This is a genomic window from Curtobacterium sp. CFBP9011 (assembly GCF_034045095.1).
GTDB lineage: Bacteria > Actinomycetota > Actinomycetes > Actinomycetales > Microbacteriaceae > Curtobacterium.
This window is the reverse complement of the sequence record NZ_JAXCWN010000006.1, coordinates 202795-221472: the sequence shown is the minus strand read 5'-3', so window position 1 is coordinate 221472 and position 18678 is coordinate 202795. Positions and strand designations below refer to the sequence as shown.

Sequence of the window (18678 nt, the reverse complement as noted above, 5' to 3'; positions counted from 1 at the left end):
GCCAGACTGTCCCGCATGTTCGTCCTCATCGGCGTCGCCGTCGTGATCATCGGGTTCGCGTTGCGCGTCAACGCGCTGCTCGTCGTCACCGTCGCGGGCATCGTCACCGCGGCCATCGGCGGGATCGACCCCGTCGGCATCCTCACCGCGTTCGGCAGTGGCTTCGCGTCCAGCCGCAGCGTCACGACCTTCGCGCTCGTGCTGCCGGTCATCGGGCTCATCGAGCGCTACGGCCTGCAGGACCAGGCGAAGCGCCTCATCGCGAAGCTCGACCGGCTCACGACGGGCCGCATCCTCGCCGGGTACCTGGTGGTGCGGCAGGTCACCGCAGCCGTCGGTCTGACCAGCATCGGCGGTCCCGCGCAGACGGTCCGTCCGCTCGTGCACCCGATGGCCGAGGGCGCTGCGACGAAGAAGTACGGCCGCATCGACGAACGGATGCGCGAGAAGATCAAGGGCTTCTCGGCCTCGTCCGACACCGTCGGGGTGTTCTTCGGCGAGGACGTCTTCGTCGCCGTCGGGTCGATCCTGCTCATCACGTCCTTCGTGGACGAGGCCTACAAGCTGACGCTCGAGCCGATCGACCTGGCGCTGTGGGCGATCCCCACCGGCATCGCCGCCCTGCTCGTGCACGGCACCCGACTGCTGCTGCTCGACCGCAAGCTCGACAAGATGGCGGCCGACGTCCGCCAGACCGAGGGAGTCGCAGCGTGATCACCAGCGAGTGGCTCTACTGGCTCATCGGCGCGTTCTTCATCGCCGTCTCCGTGTTCATCCTCACCGACCGCACCCACGCCAAGCGCGTCGGCAACGCGGCGTTCTGGGGCATCCTCGGGCTCTCCTTCTTCGCCGGCACCTTCGTCGTGTCCGGCGCGCTCCCCGCCTGGGCGCTCGGGATCGCCGTCCTGGTGATGGTGGCGCTCGCCGGGCTCGGCTTCACGGGCACGACGAGCCGCACCCGGGTCGCGAACGTCCCGGGCGCGGGGGTCGGATCGGCGACCGGGCCGGCCGAGCCGACCGCGGTGACCACCCGGCCGAGCTCCAGCACGAGTGTCCTCGCGACGACCAGCCCGGACGAGCGCGCCGGCTTCGCGCAGCGGTTCGGCAACCGGCTGTTCATCCCGGCGCTCGTCATCCCCGTCGTCGCGGTGCTCGTCGCGACCCTCGGTCCGCTCGTCCGGATCGGTGGGGAGCCGCTGCTCGCCGAGGGCAGCGCGACCCTCACCGGGCTCGGCATCGGCTCGGTGCTCGCGGTCGTCGTCGCGGTGCTCGTGCTCCGTCCGCCGCGCCTCGACACCCCCGTGCGCGAGGGTGCCCGCCTGCTGCAGGCGATCGGCTGGGCAGCACTCCTGCCGCAGATGCTCTCCACGCTCGGCATCGTCTTCACCCAGGCCGGGGTCGGCGACGCCGTCGGCACGATCATCAAGGCCGTGCTGCCCGACGGCTCACTGCTCGCCGCGGTCGTCGTCTACTGCCTCGGCATGGCGCTGTTCACGGCGATCATGGGCAACGCGTTCGCTGCGTTCCCGATCATGACCGCGGCGATCGGCTGGCCGGTCCTGGTGCAGGGCTTCGACGGCAACCCGGCCGCGATCTTCGCGATCGGCATGCTCGCCGGCTTCTGCGGCACCCTGGTCACCCCGATGGCCGCGAACTTCAACCTCGTGCCCGCCGCCCTGCTCGAGATGCGGGACAAGTACGGGCCGATCAAGGCGCAGCTCCCGACCGCCGGGATCCTGCTCGTCGTCAACATGGGAGTGATGTACCTTGTCGCATTCTGAGCCCGCCCCCGTCGGGTCGCCGTCCGCGCCGGACCTGGACCGAGCTGCCTGGGCGCCGGGCTTCGCGGCCGTCGCACTCGACAACGTCACGCGCGAGTACCCGTACGCCGCGCACCACACCACCTCGGGTCCTGACGACCGGGCACTGCCGGTCGAGCTGCACCCCGCCTTCGCCACGTCCTACGACTGGCACTCGTCGGTGCACATGCACTGGCTCGCCACCCGCCTGCTGGCGTTCGGGGTACCGGCCGACCTGGAGGCACGGATCATCTCGGTCCTGCAGGCCCACCTGTCGACGGAGCACCTGGCCACCGAGGCGGCGTACCTCCGCGAGACCCCGCACTACGAGCGCCCGTACGGCTGGGCATGGCTGATGCGTCTCGCCGCCGAGGTGTCCGCGTCCGAGGTCCCGGCGATCCGCGCACTCGCACCGGGCTTCACCCCGGTCGTCGACGTGCTCGAGGACCTCGTCACCCGCTGGGTCGACGGCGCCGCGCACCCGGTCCGGCACGGGGTGCACTCGAACTCCGCGTTCGGACTGCTGCTCGTGCTCGAGGGGGCCCGGTCACTCGGGCGTTCCGACCTCGTCGCCACGGTCGGACGGGCTGCGCGGGAGTGGTTCGGCGACGACGCCGGATGGCCCTTCGCGTGGGAGCGCAGCGGGCACGACTTCCTGTCCGCCGGGCTCGCCGAGGCCGACCTGATGCGCGCCGTGCTGCCCGCGGCCGAGTTCGGCCCCTGGGCGCGGGCGTTCTTCGCCGAGGTCGCCGCCGGGGACGCGATCCTGACCCCGACGACGGTCCGCGACGAGAACGACCCGCAGCAGGTGCACCTCTTCGGGCTCGACCTGTCGCGGGCCGGTTCCGCACGGCGCATCGCGGACGCCCTGCGTGCTGCGGACGTCGAGGACACCGCGCTGGCGGACCTGCTCGGCGGCGCGGCTGACCGACTGCTCGCCTCGGGGCTCGCGGCGAGTGTCGGCGAGGAGTACTACTCCACCCACTGGCTGGCGAGCTTCGCCTGGGACGCCATGGAGGCGCGCGAGCACGCCGCCCGCTGACCTTCCGCGGGGGCTAGGGCAGGGAGATCGTGCGGCCGAAGGTCTTCGTGATGGGCGGGGCGGCGAGGACGGCACCGAGCGCTTCCGCGGCGCCCTCGGGGGTGGCGCGCCAGGCGACGTAGGCGTCGTGGTCCTCGGCGGTGGTCCAGCGCTCGAGCACGACCATGCGCGTCGGGTCCTCGTCGTCGACCAGGACCTCGAGCGACTCGTTGCCCTGCCGGGCTGCGGTCTGGGCCAGGGTCTCGCGGATCGCGGCCTCGACCGTGTCGGCTGCGACGTCGTCACGGATCTGGACCTCGAGGAAGACGGTCATCGTCATGGTGTGCACCTTTCGTCGTCGGACCCCGTCCGCTGACGGTGCCCGGTGACGCCAACCACGGGCGACGGGTCGTTGTTCCGGCTCCGTGTCGAGCGCGTTCAGCGGGCGGTGCGGAAGCGCAGCGTGTCACCCGGGCGGAGTTGGGCGGCCCGGTCGACCGACTCCGGCGTCAGGACGGCCACGACCGGGTAGCCGCCGGTGACCGGGTGGTCTGCCAGGAACAGCACCGGGAACCCGGCCGGCGGGACCTGCAGCGACCCGGTCTCGACGCCCTCGCTGGGGAGCTCGTGGGTGACCGCTCGGACCAACGGAGTGGACGCGGTGGTCCGGACCCCGACCCGGTCGCTGTCCGGGCTGACGTGGAACTCCTGGCCTGTCAGGGTCGTCCGCCAGTCCGGGGTGAACCAGTCGTCACGGGGGCCGGGCACCACGTCGAGCACCACCGGGTCCCCGGGCCACGGCAGGAGCGGTGGTGGCACGGCATCGACGACCGGCCAGGCCCCGACCCCGGCGCCGGCGCCGCGGCCGGGCCCGGCGCCGATCGGTAGCACGTCCCCGACGGTCAGCGGCGCGGGTCCGAGCTGCGCGAGCGAGTCCCACGACCGACTGCCGAGCACCGGGTCGACGCCGATGCCCCCGCGGACGGCGACGTAGGCACGCAGCCGCTCCTCGGCCAGCCCGACGCGGAGGGTGTCGCCCGGCTCGAGCAGCAGCACCTCGTAGGCGGCGGCCCCGTGCACCCGGCCGTCCGCCCGTTCGATCGTCACCGGGCACGGTGCACCGGTGACGGCGGCGACCGTGTACGCGTCGGTGCGGAGCGTGACGGAGCCGAGCAGGGCCTCCAGGACGGCCGCGTCCGGACGGTTGCCGACCATCCGGTTCGCCAGTGCCGCCGAGCCCCGGTCGGCAGCTCCCGCGGCACCGAGCCCCATGTCGCTGAGGCCGGGCCGGCCGAGGTCCTGCGTCGTCACGCCGTACCCGACGTGCACGACGGTCAGGGTGCTCACGAGCGGGCCCCGGCATCGACGAAGCGCAGGCGGACACCGGCCGGGGCGAGAGCCGGCGGCGTGCGGTCGAGCGACCACATCGGCACCTCGGTCCGGCCGATGAGCTGCCAGCCGCCGGGGGAGGTCCGCGGGTACACGGCGCTGAACTCGCCGGCCAGGGCGACGGCGCCGCTCGGGACCGCGGTGCGTGCGGTGTCGCGGCGGGGCAGATCGAGCGACGGCGCCGTGCCGGTCAGGTAGCTGAAGCCGGGGGCGAAGCCGCAGAACGCGCTCGTCCACACCTGGCCGGTGTGCCAGGCGACGAGGTCCTCGCGGGACATGCCGGTCAGGTCGCCGACGGCGTCGAGGTCCGCGCCGTCGTAGGTGACCGGGACGACGACGGGTTCCCGCTCGTGGCGGTCGTCGGTCGGACGGGAGGGTCGGACCTCGGTCAGCAACGAGCGGACCCGTCCGGCGTCGGTCACGGCCGGGTCGAACCGGAACAACAGCGTCCGAGCGCCGGAGACGACCTCGGTCACCCCCGCCGGAGCAGTGTCGGCCAGTCCGGGTTCCGCCAGTCCGGCGCGGAACGCCACGACCTCGGCCAGGGAGTCGAACGTCGCCAGCACCGCCGAGGCGCCGGCGGAGCGGAGGTCGGGGCTCATGCCGACGACGACGACGCCGACGCCGCCGGTGCGAACGCCGTGATGCCGATGCCCTGCTCGGTCAGCAGCGCGCGGATCGCCCGGGCCATCGCGACCGCGTCGGGGGAGTCGCCGTGCACGCACACCGAGTCGGCACGGACGCTGATGTCGGTGCCGTCGACCGAGGTGGCGACGCCCTCGGTCACCATCCGGAGCACCCGGGCTGCGACCTCGTCCGGGTCGTGCAGCACCGAGCCCGGGCGGCTGCGCGACACCAGGGAGCCGTCGCGCTCGTACGCGCGGTCCGCGAAGGACTCGCTCACCGCTCGGAGTCCGTGCTGCTCCGCCGCGAGGAGCAGCTCCGACCCGGGCAGCGCCAGGACCGCCAGCGACGGGTCGACGTCCGCCACCGCACGGACGACGGCTTCGGCCGGCACCGGGTCGGCGCAGGCCGTGTTGTAGAGGGCGCCGTGCGGCTTGACGTAGGTGACCCGGGTACCGGCGACGTGTGCGGCGGCGGCCAGGGCACCGATCTGGTGGACGACGTCGGCGTAGAGCTCGTCCGGGGTCACGTGCACGGGTCGGCGGCCGAAGCCGGCGAGGTCGCGGTAGGCGACGTGCGCCCCGATCGCGACACCCCGCTCGGCCGCGGCCCGACAGGTGTCGAGCATGATCGTCGGGTCGCCGGCGTGGGCCCCGCACGCGATGTTCGCGCTGGACACGAGGTCGAGCACGGCGCGGTCGTCGCCCGCGGTCCAGGCGCCGAAGCCCTCGCCGAGGTCGCTGTTCAGGTCGATCGTGGGCATGCGGACCTCCTGTCGGGATTGTTCAACAACTTAGCGCGCGTCGCCGACCGTGTCACCGTCCGGGTCCCGTTCGGCCGTAGGGTCGGGAGACGGACGAGCTGACGATCCGGACCGCGACCGAGGGCGACTGGCGGCGGGTCCGTGCCCTCCGCCTGGCGATGCTCGAGGACACCCCCATCGCCTACGGCGAGCACCGCGCGGACGCCGAGCGGTACGACGAGGACGAGTGGCGCTCCCGCGGTCGTCGTGGCCAGACCCCGGGCAGCACCTCGCTCGTGGCGATCGACGCCGCGGGCGAGTGGGTCGGGATGATGAACGGGTACGTGCCCGACGCGGCGACCGGCCCGCTGCTGGTCGGCGTGTACGTCGCGCCGGGGCACCGCGGTCGGGGTGCGGGCGTGGCCGACGCGCTCCTGGACGCCGTGGAACGCTGGGCGGCCGGACACGGGACGACCCTGCGGCTGCACGTCCACGAGGACAACGCCCGCGCGCTGGCCTTCTACGAGCGCCGCGGCTTCGTCCGCACCGGTCACACCGAGCCCTACGCGCTCGACCCGACGCGGTCCGAGATCGAGATGGTCGAGCAGCTCGACGGGGCGACGCCGGCCTGAGCGCCGGAGCGGGCCGCCTGCGGGACGGGAGGCCCGTGGCCAGGCAGCCACGCGCCTCCCGTCCGGCGAGCCAGCGCGTCGAACCGACTAGAGCGCGTCGACGAACATCTGCGTCGCGAGCGGCACGTTCGTGGTGTTCGACGCCGGGTCCCACCCGACCAGCGCGACGACGTCGCCGCCGACCCGCGCGGTGAGCCCGACGAGCGTGAACGCGTTCCCACCGACCGTGCCGCGCACCCGCCAGCCGAGCGCGTCATCCGTACCGGTGAGGGTCGGCTTCGTCGTCTCGACCGTGGTCTCGACCGGCGTGCCCTGCATCGAGAACAGCGCCGTGCCGTCAGCGCACCGGCTCAGCGCGTCACGGGCGTCCCCGACCAGGTCCGTCGCCGCAGCGGTGTCACCGGTGCTGGCGACCACGGCGGTCATCGACCGGTCGTTGCTCGTACCGAACACCACGGTGCCGGCGTCGTCGGACTTCTCCCAGCCGACACCGAACGGGGCGAGGCACCTGGCGTCGGACACCGTCAGCCCCGGGTAGACGGAGTCGAGCATCGCGTCCGTCGAGCTGAACTCGGCGGGCTTGAACTGGATGCGCTGGAAGACGCTCGTCAGCTCGGCGTCGGTGTGCGCCGCGGCGGCGCTGGTGCCCGACGGTGCGGACGCGGTGGGCGTCGCGCTCGCGGCGGGGGCGCTCGTGACGGGTGCCGACGTCCGCGTCCCCGCGTCGCTGACGGAGTCGTCCCCGCCGGAGCAGCCCGCCAGGGTCAGTGCCAGGACGACCGCGGCCGCGGCGACGGACATGGTGGTGGTGCGCATCGTGTTCCCCCTCGTGTTGACGGCCCCCTCGGTCGTCCGCGTCGACGCTACCCGGCGACCGAGTCGGACGGCAGTGTGCGCACCTCGGCCCCGATCCCGGCCGCGCATCTGGTATCGTTATGGTTTCAGAACCAAGGGGGCTGCCCGTCGCGTGAGGTCGACGGACGGCTCGTGTACCGCTCGCGTCGGTGCCACCCCCGCGTCCTTCGGTTCGCACCCCTCGCGCCCCTCGCCGTACGGCCCTGTCCGTCGGAGCGCGATCCGTGTCGTCCGAAGGAGCTCCCCGTGGTCACAGCCATGCCCGGAACCCGCCGCACCCTGCGCGGCAACCCGATCGCCACCCTCGTCGCCGTGTGCTTCGGCCTGTTCATGGTCGGCCTCGACGCCACCGTGGTCTCGATCGCGAACCCCGCGATCGCCGCCGACCTCGGCACCACCTTCACGCAGCTGCAGTGGATCACCAACGCGTACCTGCTGGCCCTGGCCGTCTTCCTGATCCTCGGCGGCAAGCTCGGGGACCGCTTCGGCCGACGTCGGATGTACCTGATCGGGGTCGTGGCGTTCGCGCTGTCCTCGGTCGCCATCGGCCTGGTCGGCACCGCGACCGGCGTGATCGTGTTCCGCGCCGTGCAGGGCCTCAGCGCCGCACTGCTCATGCCGCAGACCCTGGCGCTGCTCCGTGCGACCTTCCCGAAGGAGAAGTTCGGTGTCGCCGTCGGGGTCTGGGGTGGTGCGTCCTCGGTCGCGATCGCCGCCGGACCGATCGTCGCCGGCGTCCTCGTCGCGTCGCTCGGCTGGGAGTCCGTGTTCTTCGTGAACGCGCCGATCGCCGTCATCGGCCTGGTCTTCGGCGGCCTGGTCCTGGCTGAGTCCACCGCCCCGCACCGCGGACGCTTCGACGTCCCCGGCGTGGTGCTGCTCGCCCTCGGCCTGTTCGGCATCGTGCTCGCCGTCGTGCAGTCCGAGTCGTGGGGCTGGACGAGCCCGCTGACCCTCGGCGTCCTGCTCGCCGGCGTCGTGCTGCTCGTGGTGTTCGTCCTCGTCGAACTGCGCGTCACCGACCCGCTGCTGCCGATGTCGCTCTTCCGGTCGTCGTCGCTGTCGATCGGTGGTCTGGCCGTCGGGGCGAACTTCTTCGCGATGCTCGGCGTGACGTTCTTCCTCTCCCTCTACATGCTCAACCTCCGCGGGGTCACGGGGCTGCAGGCGGGGCTCATGCAGCTGCCGCTGAGCGGTGTCTCGACCATCGCGTCGCCGATCGGGGCTGCCCTGGTCGCCAAGCTCGGCATCCGCCGCACCCTGACCATCGGTCTGCTCATGGTCGGCGTCGCTCTGTTCCTGCTCACCGGCACCACCCAGGACTCGCCCTACATCGGCATGGCGATCCCGTTCGTCGTCTTCGCCCTGGGCGCGGGCTTCACGATGACCGCCGGGGCGGAAGCGGTCGTCGGTGGCGCCCCGGTCCAGCTGGCGGGTGTCGCCGGCGGCTTCCAGGCCACGGCCCTGCAGCTCGGCGGCGCGCTCGGCACGTCGGTGCTCTCCGCGGTCGTCAGCGCCGGGGTGCTCTCCGGCACGGCGGGCCTCGGGCTCGCCACGGCCGCGCGGCAGGGTCTGGTGCAGGGGATCGTTCCGGAGGGGCTCGGCGCAGCGGCGTCGGCTGCCGCCCGGGACGCCTTCCTCGGCGGACTGCACACCGCGTTCGTCGTGGCCGGGGTGGTCGCGGTCGTCGTCGCCGTCCTCGCCGCCGTCTTCGTCCGCACCCGGACCACGCACGCGCCGGCCGAGGTGCTCGAGGAGACCGTCGAGGCGTCGGCAGGGCACGCCTGACCGGACCGCCAGTCGCGGTGGTGAGCGGCTGACGGACGGGAGGCCCGTGGCGGACCCGCCACGGGCCTCCCGTCCGTCTCCGGTGCGGTCCCGACCGCTCGCTCCGACCACCCGGTCCCGACCGCTCGCTCCGACCACCCGTCCTGGCCGCTCGACGCGGTCCGCCCGGACGGGGGCTGGCGGCCGAGCCGCGCGCGGGTGAGCCTGGACCCTCCGTGCGGAGTGACCGCACCCGATGGAGGAACCGTGCAGCACGACGACCAGCAGCAGACCGACCACCCGGACGACGGGGCCGTCGGGATCGATCGTCGTCGCCTGCTGACGCTCGGACTCGGCGCCGCGGCTGCCCTCGGAGCAGCGGGCGTGGCGGGCCTCCGTCCCGAGGCGGCGCACGCGGCGACCGGCCCCACGCTCCTGGCGGCCGACGAGTTCGACGGCCCGGCCGGCAGCGCCCCGAACCCCGACATCTGGCGGTACGAGCTGGGCGGTGGCGGTTGGGGCAACGGCGAGCTCGAGGTCTACACGGACTCGCGGCGGAACTCGGCCCTCGACGGCGACGGGAACCTCGTCATCACCGCGCGGCGCGAAGCCGACGGGTCGTACACGTCGGCGCGGCTCACCTCGCAGGGCACCTACTCCGCCCAGTACGGCCGGATCGAGGCTCGCATCCGGATCCCGCGCGGGCAGGGGATCTGGCCGGCCTTCTGGATGCTCGGTGCCGACCTGCCGCAGGTCGGGTGGCCGGCGTGCGGCGAGATCGACGTGATGGAGAACATCGGCCGTGAGCCCGCCGCCGTGCACGGCACCGTCCACGGCCCCGGGTACTCGGGCGCGGAGGGCATCAGCGGGACCGCGACCCTGCCGAGCGGTGTCTTCGCCGACGACTTCCACGTGTACGGGGTGGACTGGCGGCCGGGGTCGATCAGCTGGACGGTCGACGGTGCGACCTACCGGACCGTCACGCCGGCCGACCTGGGCGGCGACCGCTGGGTGTTCGACAAGCCGTTCTTCGTGGTCCTGAACGTGGCGGTCGGCGGCGGATGGCCGGGCTCCCCGGACTCGTCGACGCAGTTCCCCCAGCAGATGACCGTGGACTGGCTGCGGGTCTGGCAGAACGCCTGAGCCGACACCGGCGCCGCAACCGCCGGCGTCTGGACCCGGGAACAGGTGCGGGCCCCGCAGCCGAAGCCGCGGGGCCCGCACTCGTTCCGCTGGTGGGTCAGCGCACCCGGACCGAGATGGTCGGGCTGGTGCTGCCGGCGACGGTCGAGTTGCCGTTGAAGACGACCTTCAGCTTGTGGGTCCCCTTCTTCAGCGTGAACTTCGTGCTGACGGTGTTGCGCAGGACCTTGACGTTCGCGACGACCTTCTTGCCGTCGTAGATCTTCGCCTTGCCGGTCACGGTGTTGCCGGGTGCGGTGACCCGGACGACGGCCTTGCCCTTGGAGTAGGTCATGGACGACTTCGAGGTGGCCTTCACGACCGTGACGACGAGCGCGCGGGTGGTCGTCGCGTCCGTGCCGGAATATGCCGAGGTGCTGGTGAAGGACGCGGTGACGCTGTGCTTGCCGACGGTGGTGGTGTTCGGCAGCGTGACGGTCGCCGTGTTCCCCGTCACCGGGACGGTGGCGAGCTTCTTGCCCGCCTCGGTGAAGGTGACCGTGCCGCTCTTGTCGCCGAGGCCGCCGCCGATCGTGGCGGTGACGGTGACCGGCTTGCTCGTGCCGTACGCCTGCGTCGCGGCCGAGGCCGTGAGCGTGGTGGTGGTCGCCGGAAGGGCCGCGTCGAGTCGGAACTGGTCGACCGTCGAGCCGATCGGCGCCGGGTCGGCCGAGGCCGTCGGCTGGAGCGTGACACCGCAGCTGTCGACCTTGCCGTGCTGGACGGCCGAGTTCAGCGTGGTGCAGTCACCGGCGCGGACGGTGGTGACGGCGAGGTTGTCGTTCGAGACGCCGACCTTGACGTAGGTGCGGACGTGCTCCTGGTTCTCCACCGAGTTGGCGAAGTGGCGCTGCCCGGTCGGGTCGAGCGGGTCGGGTCCGTAGCCGCCCTGCGTCGCGTCTGGCGTGGTCAGGTCGTAGTACTTCGAGCCCGACGCGGTGTTGGCGGTCAGGTAGATGACGCCACCGGGACCGGCGAAGACCTCGTCGGCGCCCGGCTGCTCGGCCGGGTTGGCCTTCTTGCCGTTCTTGATCGCGTAGCTGCGCGAGTACGAGTGGTCGTGACCCTGCAGGACGAGGTCGACACCCATGTCCGAGAACGCGCGGGTGAAGTCGAACCGGCGCTGCTGGTTGTCCTTGTCGTTCGCGTGGTCGGCCGGCGAGTAGATCGAGTGGTGGTAGACCAGCGCGGTCCACTTCGCGTCGTCGCCGTGGCGGGTGATCACGTCGCGCACGTAGTTGACGTGCGCTGCGTCCGAACCACCCGAGTAGGCGTTCGAGTTGATGTCGATGAACAGGACGCCCTTGTACATGTACCAGTAGTCGCCACCCGAGTTCGTGGTGGTGTTGCCACCCGGGTAGAAGTCCGGCACCTTGAGCGAGTTCGGCAGCTGGTTGTGCTGCTCGTACGACTTGCCGCCGACGTCGTGGTTGCCGATGGTGGAGGCCCACGGGTAGCGCTTCAGGACGTCGCTGCTGTCGGCGAACGCACCCCACTGGTACTCGTTGTTGGCGTTCTCGACCTGGTCGCCACCGGAGACCAGGAGCTCGGCGTCCTTCTCCTTCGTGGTGGCGTACCGCAGGGTGTCGGCCCAGCCGGCACCGTCGTCGTCGACGAAGCCCGACGACCCAATCTGCGGGTCACCGAAGAACAGGAAGTCGAAGTCGCCGCTGAAGCTCTTCGTGGTGAAGGTGTACGACGTCGACCAGGCCGAACCGTCCGCGGCACCCACGTGGTACGTGTACGTGGTGTTCGGCTCGAGGCCGTCGATGACGGCGTGCGCGTTGACGTAGCCGGCCTCGTTCGTGATGCCCGGGATCGCCTTGGTGCTGCTGTCGACGGTGCTGGAGTCGGCAGCGGTGTTGGCGCTCTTCGTCGCGGCGATGGTCTTCTTCGCGTCGGTGAAGACGCCCCCGGTCATCGAGTCGGTCTTCTGGATCTCGACCGACTGGTCGACGTTGGCGGGGAAGTACCACGAGGCGATGCGCTGGCTCTCGGTCGCGCCGACGCCGAGCAGGATGTGGATCGGGCCACCGGCCGAGATGTTCGTCGTCGGGGTGGCGGTCGCCGCGTTCGCGGAGCCGGTGCCGACCAGGCAGGCCCCGGCGATGAGGGCAGCGCCGATGACGGCCCCGCCGAGGCGGAGGGTGGTGGTTCTGCGCCGGGAGGGGGCGCCGGACAGGAGACTCATGTGGTTCCGTTCTCAGTGAGAGGGGTGGTGCAGCAGACAGACTCTGCATTGCCCTGGTAGATCGTGAGTAAACGCTGTGTGTCCATACGGTTTGGAGCCATCAGGCGCTAGGAGAACCGCCGCTCAGTGGACAGGAACCCGCCCGTCAGCCCTCGACCAGACGCTGGACGAACCAGATCATCCCCATCACGAACACGCCGGCCGTGACGACGCCGGTCACCCACAGCGACGCCCGGTGGGCCTTCCGGCGGAGCAGGGACAGCGGCGGGAACACGATCACGATGATCGCCAGCTGCACGGCCTCGATGCCGACGTTGAAGATGAGCAGCGACACGAGCAGCTGCCACGAGAACGCCTCGTGGATGCCGAGGGCCCCGGCGAACCCGAGCCCGTGGATGAGCCCGAACGCGAACACCACCGCCAGACGTGACCACCCCGACCGGTCCAGCGCGAACCGCCCGTGGTCGGTCAGCACCAGCTCGTCCGCCCGCGACCGCCGGGTCGCCAGCCGCCAGATGTACCAACCGGCCACTGCGGCGATGGACAGGGCGATCAGCGGCTCGACGACGATCGACGGCGGACTGACCACCCCGAGCGCCGCCAGGATGAACGTGATCGAGTGCGCGATCGTGAACGCCGACGCCGTGTACACGACCTCGCGCAGCCGTCGGGAGCCGGCGATCAACGCGATGAGGAACAGGATGTGGTCGATCCCCGTCAGGAGGTGCTCCGCCCCCAGGGTGAAGAACTCCCAGAACCGCTGCCCCGCCGACTGCTCCGTCGAGAACGTCGGCTGGGACGCGTCGAGCGTCGCGGTGCCCTGCTTCGCGTCGACGTCGTAGGTGACGATCGTCTTCGTGTCCTTGACGAACGTCTCGCTGTCCGGGAAGAGCCGCGACTCCACCACGTGACCGGGGTCGGTCCGACCCGGCGCCGGGCACGCGAAGTCCGCGACGACCTCGGCGTAGGGGACCTCGTCCTGCACGTCGACCCGCAGGGAGTCCTGCAGGGTGCCGGTGCACTCCTTCCCGCCCGAGGTCACCGAGAACCGGTCGAACAGGTACTTGCTGATGGAGTCGTGGTGCGCTTCCGCAGCCCGGACCATGCCCGGGTGGTCGCCGTCGTCCCATGCCGCCTGGCCCTGCCGGTAGAGCCGGTCGTCGTGTTCGCTCGTCGCCACCGACACGAGCATCAGGTCGTACTCCAGCCCCAGCCGCGCCTGCACCACCCCCGTCTCCTTCCCACTGACGTCCGCGTAGACGACGGAGCTGAAGCCGTGGGCGCTCGCCGCGGACACCCCCGTCAGCAGGCTCACGACGACGGTGCCGACGAGCACCAGCAGGGCGACCAGGCGCGCGAGGACCCGGGGCAGTGCGGAGGGGGCAGGGAGGGGGAGCCCGCTGCGAGCGGGACGGGTGGTTCGGTGCATCACCGGGCTGACCATCGCGGCCGAGATCGACGCGCAGGCGAACAGCAGGTGACCAGCGTCTGGACGGGCTCTGGACAGCGGGCCGCACCGGACCGTCGCGGCCGTGGGCTGTGCTTGCATGGCGTCTCGTGATCCGTCTGACCCGCCGCACCACCACCGTCCTCGCCGCCGCTGCCCTGGTGGCGGCCGGCTCGGTCCTCGTCGCGGGGTGCTCGAGCGGTGCGGAGCTGACCGGCCGGACCGGCGGCACGGAGCAGGCCACGGGCCTCCAGACCGGATCCGCGACCGGAGCCGTCCCGACGGACGCCCCGACCCCGGTGCGGGGGGAGGGCGCGCTCGGCTCGGGGTTCGTCGACCCGGACTCCCCGCCCGCTCCCGAGGCCACCGTCACCCCGGCGCCGCACTCGTGGGACCACGTCGCGCCGCCGTCCGGGTACCGCGTCGTGGTGCTCTCGCCGGGGAAGCCGAACGCGCAGACCGAGACCCTCGTGGACGCCGTCGACGCGTGGGCACGAGCCGAGGACGTCACCGTCGTCCCGATCGTGGCCGACAGCGCCGACGACCGGTTGCCCTCGGTCGCCGCCGCGATCGGCGAGCGCGCCGACCTGGTGATCAGCGTCGGCGACGAGCTGGTCGACCCGATCGCCGCGATCTCGCCCTCGGCGCTCCACCAGCAGTTCCTGGTGCTCGGCGCCGAGATCGCGGAGCCGACCGCCAACGTCACCGCGGCGGACTGGACCGGCGCGGGCTTCCGTGGGGAGGGGCTCGGCACCTCGAGCCACCACGACCCGTCGACGTTCACCGACGAGCGCGCCGGCCGGGCGCTCCGCGCCGGGGTCGCCGCCCTGTTGAACGGGTACAACGGCATCGTCGTCTGGGTCGCCTGAGGCGTGCCGGCGGTCGGTGGTGCCCGACGCGGGTACGCAATCGGGATCGTCCGTGCGCCGTCCCGCCAGGTGCGACGTATCCTCGACGACGGAAGCAATGTCGGTTCCGGCCAAGCCTCGTGCGTCTCACCCACGCCGAGACGGAGACTCGCGACCCTGAGTACCTCGTGACTGAACACATCATCGAATTCGTCGCCCGCGACCGCACGGGCATCACCACCGTGGTGACTGCCAACGGCGTCACCGACGCGGACACCGTCATCCAGGCGATCACGGCCGGCCACTCCGGTTACGCGGTCGCCGCCTCCGGCACGCGTCCGGCACCGGTCCGCAGCCTGATGGCGCTCGGCACGCCGTACCTGTTCGCGAACTGGGACGGGTCGAAGCGCAACAACCTGCACGACCTGGCGTTCACGGCGCCGATCCGGACCCTGCCGCCGGCGCCGCCCGCGGGGGTCCGGCTCCGGATGGCGATCGTCGCGACCCTCACGTCCCTCTTCGGTCGGGACCACCACCGCGCCTGAGTTCCGGTGCGGCTGCGTCGGCGGATGACGCCGGCGTCAGTCCGGGACGCCGCCGAGCGCGCGGGGCGCTGCCGAGTCCGCGGGGCGCTGCCGGGTTCGCGGGGCGCTGCCGGGTTCGCGGGGCGCTGCCGGGTTCGCGGGGCGCTGCCGGGTTCGCGGGACGCTGCCGGGTTCGCGGGGCGCTGCCGGGTTCGCGGGGCGCTGCCGGGTTCGCGGGACGCCGCCGAGCCCGCGAGACGCCGCCGACTTCGGCGGCGTCTCGCACGGTTCGCGGCGTCTCGGCGAGACGGGCCCGTTCAGCGGGTCAGCGCGTGACAGTGCCCGGGTCGGACGGCGTCGGCGCGTCCACACGGCGCCGCGCATCCCGGCGGCGTTCCGAGCGGCCCGCGGGCTCTCGGCGCCGCGGGGCCGTGGCCAGGGGCGTGACTCCGCTGACGGACGGGAGGCCCGGATCCGGTGAGCGGTCTGCTCGCGTGGTCCGGGCCTCCCGTCCGGTGCGGCTGCGCCGGCGGATGACGCCGGCGTCAGTTCGGGACGCCGCCGAGCCCGCGGGACGCCGCCGAGTTCGGCGGCGTCCCGCACGGCTCGCGGCGTCTCGGCGAGACGGGCCCGTTCAGCGGCTCAGCGCGTGACCGCGTCGAAGTCGTCGACGCCCGCGGCGAGGGCGGCGGCACGGCGTGCTCGCATCGACGGTGCCGCGAGGGCCGCGACCACCGCGAGGACGGCCACCGCCGTGCAGGCCCAGAAGCCGATGGTGAACGCGTCGTCGGTGGGCAGGCCCTGCGGAGTGCTGTGGGAGGTGATGAGCGCGGCGATGACGGCGGTCCCGACGCTCGACCCGATGGTCCGCACGACGGTGTTCGCGCTGATCGCCTCGCCGGTCTGGTTCGCCGGGACGCTCTCGATGATGGCGTTCGAGCAGGCGGCCAGTGCCATGCCGATCCCGACGCCGGTGAGGATGCCGGACACCACGATCTCCACGATCGACGCGTGCGAGATCGCCGGGATCAGGAACGCGGCGACGATCGCGACCCCGCCGATGAGCATCGGCGGCTTCGGGCCGACCTTGCGGACCAGGATGCCGGCGATCGGGCCCGCGATGACCATCATCACGACGGTCGGCAGCAGGAACAGGCCGGCCTGGGTGACGTCCTCGCCGAAGCCGTAGCCGAGCGCGCTGGGCAGCTGCAGGATCGTCGGGACGAGGACGAACGTGCCGAACATCGCGAAGCCGAAGACGAGTGCGACGACGTGGGCGGTCCAAACGCCGCGGACGGCGAAGAGCCGCACGTCGATGAGGGGCTCGGCGACGCGCAGTTCGACTACCACGAACGCGACGAGCGCGACGGCGCCGACGACGAGCAGGCCGACGGTCTTCACGTCGCCCCAGCCCCAGGTCTGACCCTCGCTGACGGCGAGCAGGATCGCGACGAGCGACACGGCGAGGACCGCGGTGCCGGCGACGTCCAGGCGGCCGGGCTTCCGGACCGGCGACTCGGGCATGCCGAACACGGCGCCGAGCAGGGCGATCACGACGAGGACGGCGGGCAGCCAGAACAGCCAGTGCCAGGACAGGTGCTCGACGATCGGGCCGGCGGCCACGATGCCGACGCCGGCGCCGATGCCGAAGATGGCGGAGAGCAGCCCGATGGTGACGCTCACTTTCTCCTTCGGCAGTTCGTCGCGGACGATGCCGATGGACAGCGGCATCACCGCGCCCGCGGCACCCTGCAGGGCGCGCGCCACGATGAGGACGCCGAGGTTCGGGGCCAGGGCGGCGAGGACCGCGCCGGCCAGGAGGATCGTGAGGACCACGATGAGCACCTTGCGCTTGCCGACCATGTCACCCAGGCGGCCGAGGATCGGGGTGAGCACCGACGCCGAGAGCAGGTAGGCGGTGAGGACCCAGCTGGCGGCGCTGGTCGAGGCTCCGAGGTCCTGGCCGATCGTGGCGAGTGCGGGGGCGACGAGGGACTGCAGGACCGCGAACGACAGGCCACCGAGGGACAGGTAGACGATGATCGCGGTGCTGTTCGGACGACGGCCGTGGTCGGCGGTCGGGGTGGAGCCCGTGCGGGGGCTCGCGGTGGCGGTGGACATCGTGCTCCGTCTGGTCGGATCGGGTGTGTGCGGGGTGGGGGACCGACGACGCTGTCGATGTCAACAACTGCTGACTTCATAGGGTACGCGTTCCCCGATCGATGTCAACACCTGATTACATCGCCGTCGAGCGTCCGGCCGCGCCCGCTACGCTCGGGCCATGAGCAAGGACGCCGCCGCCACCCGCCTGGCCCTCGTGCAGGCCGCTCGGCATCGGTTCGCCTTCGACGGTTACCGGGCCACCACGGTGCGGGACATCGCCGCGGACGCCGGGGTGAACGTCGCGCTCATCAACCGGTACTTCGGGTCGAAGGAGGGGCTGTTCCGCGCCTGTCTCGACCGGGCGACCCCCGAACAGGAGGCCGCGCCGTCGGGGTCCGATCTCGAGCGGGTGCTCGGCGGGCTCATCCGGCACATCATCCGGTCGCCGACGGACGAGGACTCGATGCAGCTGCTCCTGCTGCTCCGTGGCTCCGGGGACGAGGCCGTGGACCGGATCCGGCGGGAGACCCTCCGCGGCTACGCCGAACGGCTCGCCGGTGCAGCCCGTGCCGGCAGCTCGTCCGCGGACGACGACGACATGCTCGTCCGTGCCGAGATCGCCCTGTCCGTGGTGCTCGGCATGACGATGCTGCGGACCTCGACGAAGGTGGAGCCGCTGGCCTCCGCGGACGTCGAGGCGGTGGCCCGGCCGCTCGAGGACGCCCTGCGGGCGCTGCTCGGCGGCGGGCGGGGCTGACCGCGGCCGGTCGGTCGACCTGCGCTGCGCCGCTCGGAGCCGGATCGGCGTTGGATGGCGGCACGGGCGGCCACGTGGTCGACCACGAACGGAGTCATCGATGGAAGTCGTCTTCGTCCACGGCGCACTCGTGCGCGACGGGCAGTGGTGGTGGCAGCCGACCGCTGCCCTCCTCGAGGAACGAACCGGTGTCCGCAGCCGATCGGTCGACCTGCCGTCCTGCGGTGAGACCGAGGAGCGGGGCGGTCTCGCGGCCGATGCCGCAGCACTCCGCGCGGTCCTCGACGAGGTCGACGACGCGGTCCTCGTCGGGCACTCCTACGGCGGCACGGTGATCGCGGAAGCGGGGGCGCACCCGGCGGTCCGGCACCTGGTGCTCGTCTCGTCGTACCTGCCGGACGTCGGGCTGGCGCAGGCGCAGATCATGGCCGGTGAGCCCGACCCGGTCGCGGTGGCCGACGCGGGGGACGGCCTCGTCGCCGTCGATGGCTACGACGCCGCGCGGTTCGGAGCGCGCTTCCTGCAGGACGCTGACGACGCCGTACAGCGTGCGGCCTGGGAGCGGGTGACGGCCCAGTCCGTTGTGGCCCTCGGCACTCCGACGACGGCCGCGGGCTGGCAGGGCGTCGACTCCACCTACCTGGTGTGCACGGCGGACCGGAGCACCTCGGTCGGCTTGCAGCGGGACCACGCGAGGCGGGCCTCCCGGTCGGTCGACCTGCCGACCGGACACCACCCGTTCATCACCCGACCCGACCTGGTGGTCGACGTGCTGACGCCCCTCGTCGCCTGACGCG

General features: G+C 72.4%; 18 protein-coding genes. 10 read left to right on the top strand and 8 right to left on the bottom strand.

What is annotated here, in order from left to right:
• Nucleotides 1–15: 15 nt before the first annotated feature.
• The 3 genes from SOM35_RS13960 to SOM35_RS13950 are packed head-to-tail and all read left to right on the top strand — an operon-like array spanning nt 16 to nt 2841.
• Complete coding sequence (locus SOM35_RS13960; RefSeq protein ID WP_221849117.1) at nt 16–714, top strand: DUF969 domain-containing protein; 699 nt, start codon at nt 16–18, stop codon at nt 712–714.
• Nucleotides 711–1781, top strand: coding sequence for a DUF979 domain-containing protein (locus SOM35_RS13955; protein ID WP_320515876.1), 1071 nt, complete (start codon nt 711–713; stop codon nt 1779–1781). The genes SOM35_RS13960 and SOM35_RS13955 overlap by 4 nt, the downstream gene beginning before the upstream one ends.
• Nucleotides 1768–2841: a DUF2891 family protein gene (locus tag SOM35_RS13950; protein WP_320515875.1), complete on the top strand. Its 1074-nt coding sequence runs from the start codon at nt 1768–1770 to the stop codon at nt 2839–2841. The genes SOM35_RS13955 and SOM35_RS13950 overlap by 14 nt, the downstream gene beginning before the upstream one ends.
• Before the next feature lie 13 nt (nt 2842–2854).
• Here the strand turns inward: SOM35_RS13950 and SOM35_RS13945 are convergent, their stop codons facing one another.
• The 4 genes from SOM35_RS13945 to SOM35_RS13930 form a co-directional block, all read right to left on the bottom strand.
• Nucleotides 2855–3160: a putative quinol monooxygenase gene (locus tag SOM35_RS13945; protein ID WP_320515874.1), complete on the bottom strand. Its 306-nt coding sequence runs from the start codon at nt 3158–3160 to the stop codon at nt 2855–2857.
• A gap of 98 nt (nt 3161–3258) precedes the next feature.
• Nucleotides 3259–4167 carry a 5-oxoprolinase subunit C family protein gene (locus SOM35_RS13940; RefSeq protein ID WP_320515873.1) on the bottom strand — a complete coding sequence of 303 codons (909 nt, stop codon included), beginning with the start codon at nt 4165–4167 and terminating at the stop codon, nt 3259–3261.
• Nucleotides 4164–4811, bottom strand: a complete 648-nt coding sequence (locus SOM35_RS13935) for a 5-oxoprolinase subunit B family protein (RefSeq protein WP_320515872.1) — start codon at nt 4809–4811, stop codon at nt 4164–4166. Before SOM35_RS13935 ends, SOM35_RS13940 begins: the two co-directional genes overlap by 4 nt.
• Complete coding sequence (locus SOM35_RS13930; RefSeq protein WP_320515871.1) at nt 4808–5596, bottom strand: LamB/YcsF family protein; 789 nt, start codon at nt 5594–5596, stop codon at nt 4808–4810. The genes SOM35_RS13935 and SOM35_RS13930 overlap by 4 nt, the downstream gene beginning before the upstream one ends.
• Before the next feature lie 98 nt (nt 5597–5694).
• Between SOM35_RS13930 and SOM35_RS13925 the strand changes: the two genes are divergently transcribed.
• On the top strand, nt 5695–6207 hold the full coding sequence (locus tag SOM35_RS13925; RefSeq protein WP_341850141.1) for a GNAT family N-acetyltransferase: 513 nt from the start codon (nt 5695–5697) through the stop codon (nt 6205–6207).
• Nucleotides 6208–6294: 87 nt separating this feature from the next.
• Here the strand turns inward: SOM35_RS13925 and SOM35_RS13920 are convergent, their stop codons facing one another.
• Complete coding sequence (locus tag SOM35_RS13920) at nt 6295–7023, bottom strand: hypothetical protein (protein ID WP_320515869.1); 729 nt, start codon at nt 7021–7023, stop codon at nt 6295–6297.
• Between the two features lie 285 nt (nt 7024–7308).
• Between SOM35_RS13920 and SOM35_RS13915 the strand changes: the two genes are divergently transcribed.
• A complete protein-coding gene (locus SOM35_RS13915; protein ID WP_320515868.1) occupies nt 7309–8850 on the top strand; it encodes an MFS transporter in 1542 nt (513 codons plus the stop codon).
• Nucleotides 8851–9096: 246 nt separating this feature from the next.
• Nucleotides 9097–9972, top strand: coding sequence for a glycoside hydrolase family 16 protein (locus tag SOM35_RS13910; protein ID WP_320515867.1), 876 nt, complete (start codon nt 9097–9099; stop codon nt 9970–9972).
• Between the two features lie 97 nt (nt 9973–10069).
• On the opposite strand, the gene SOM35_RS13905 is transcribed toward SOM35_RS13910, so the two are convergent.
• Nucleotides 10070–12202 (bottom strand): fibronectin type III domain-containing protein, encoded by a 2133-nt coding sequence (locus tag SOM35_RS13905; protein ID WP_320515866.1) that lies wholly within the window; start codon nt 12200–12202, stop codon nt 10070–10072.
• Nucleotides 12203–12347: 145 nt separating this feature from the next.
• Nucleotides 12348–13631 carry a HupE/UreJ family protein gene (locus SOM35_RS13900; RefSeq protein WP_320515865.1) on the bottom strand — a complete coding sequence of 428 codons (1284 nt, stop codon included), beginning with the start codon at nt 13629–13631 and terminating at the stop codon, nt 12348–12350.
• Nucleotides 13632–13759: 128 nt separating this feature from the next.
• Here SOM35_RS13900 and SOM35_RS13895 point away from each other — a divergent pair, with 128 nt between their 5' ends.
• Complete coding sequence (locus SOM35_RS13895; protein WP_320515864.1) at nt 13760–14518, top strand: type 1 periplasmic-binding domain-containing protein; 759 nt, start codon at nt 13760–13762, stop codon at nt 14516–14518.
• 167 nt (nt 14519–14685) lie between these two features.
• Complete coding sequence (locus SOM35_RS13890; protein WP_146248100.1) at nt 14686–15042, top strand: hypothetical protein; 357 nt, start codon at nt 14686–14688, stop codon at nt 15040–15042.
• 621 nt (nt 15043–15663) lie between these two features.
• Here SOM35_RS13890 and SOM35_RS13885 read toward each other — a convergent pair.
• Entirely contained in the window at nt 15664–17142 is a 1479-nt protein-coding gene (locus SOM35_RS13885; RefSeq protein WP_320515863.1) for an MFS transporter, read from the bottom strand.
• Nucleotides 17143–17302: 160 nt separating this feature from the next.
• Here SOM35_RS13885 and SOM35_RS13880 point away from each other — a divergent pair, with 160 nt between their 5' ends.
• Nucleotides 17303–17881, top strand: coding sequence for a TetR/AcrR family transcriptional regulator (locus SOM35_RS13880; protein ID WP_320515862.1), 579 nt, complete (start codon nt 17303–17305; stop codon nt 17879–17881).
• A gap of 100 nt (nt 17882–17981) precedes the next feature.
• On the top strand, nt 17982–18674 hold the full coding sequence (locus SOM35_RS13875) for an alpha/beta hydrolase (protein WP_320515861.1): 693 nt from the start codon (nt 17982–17984) through the stop codon (nt 18672–18674).
• Nucleotides 18675–18678 lie beyond the last annotated feature (4 nt).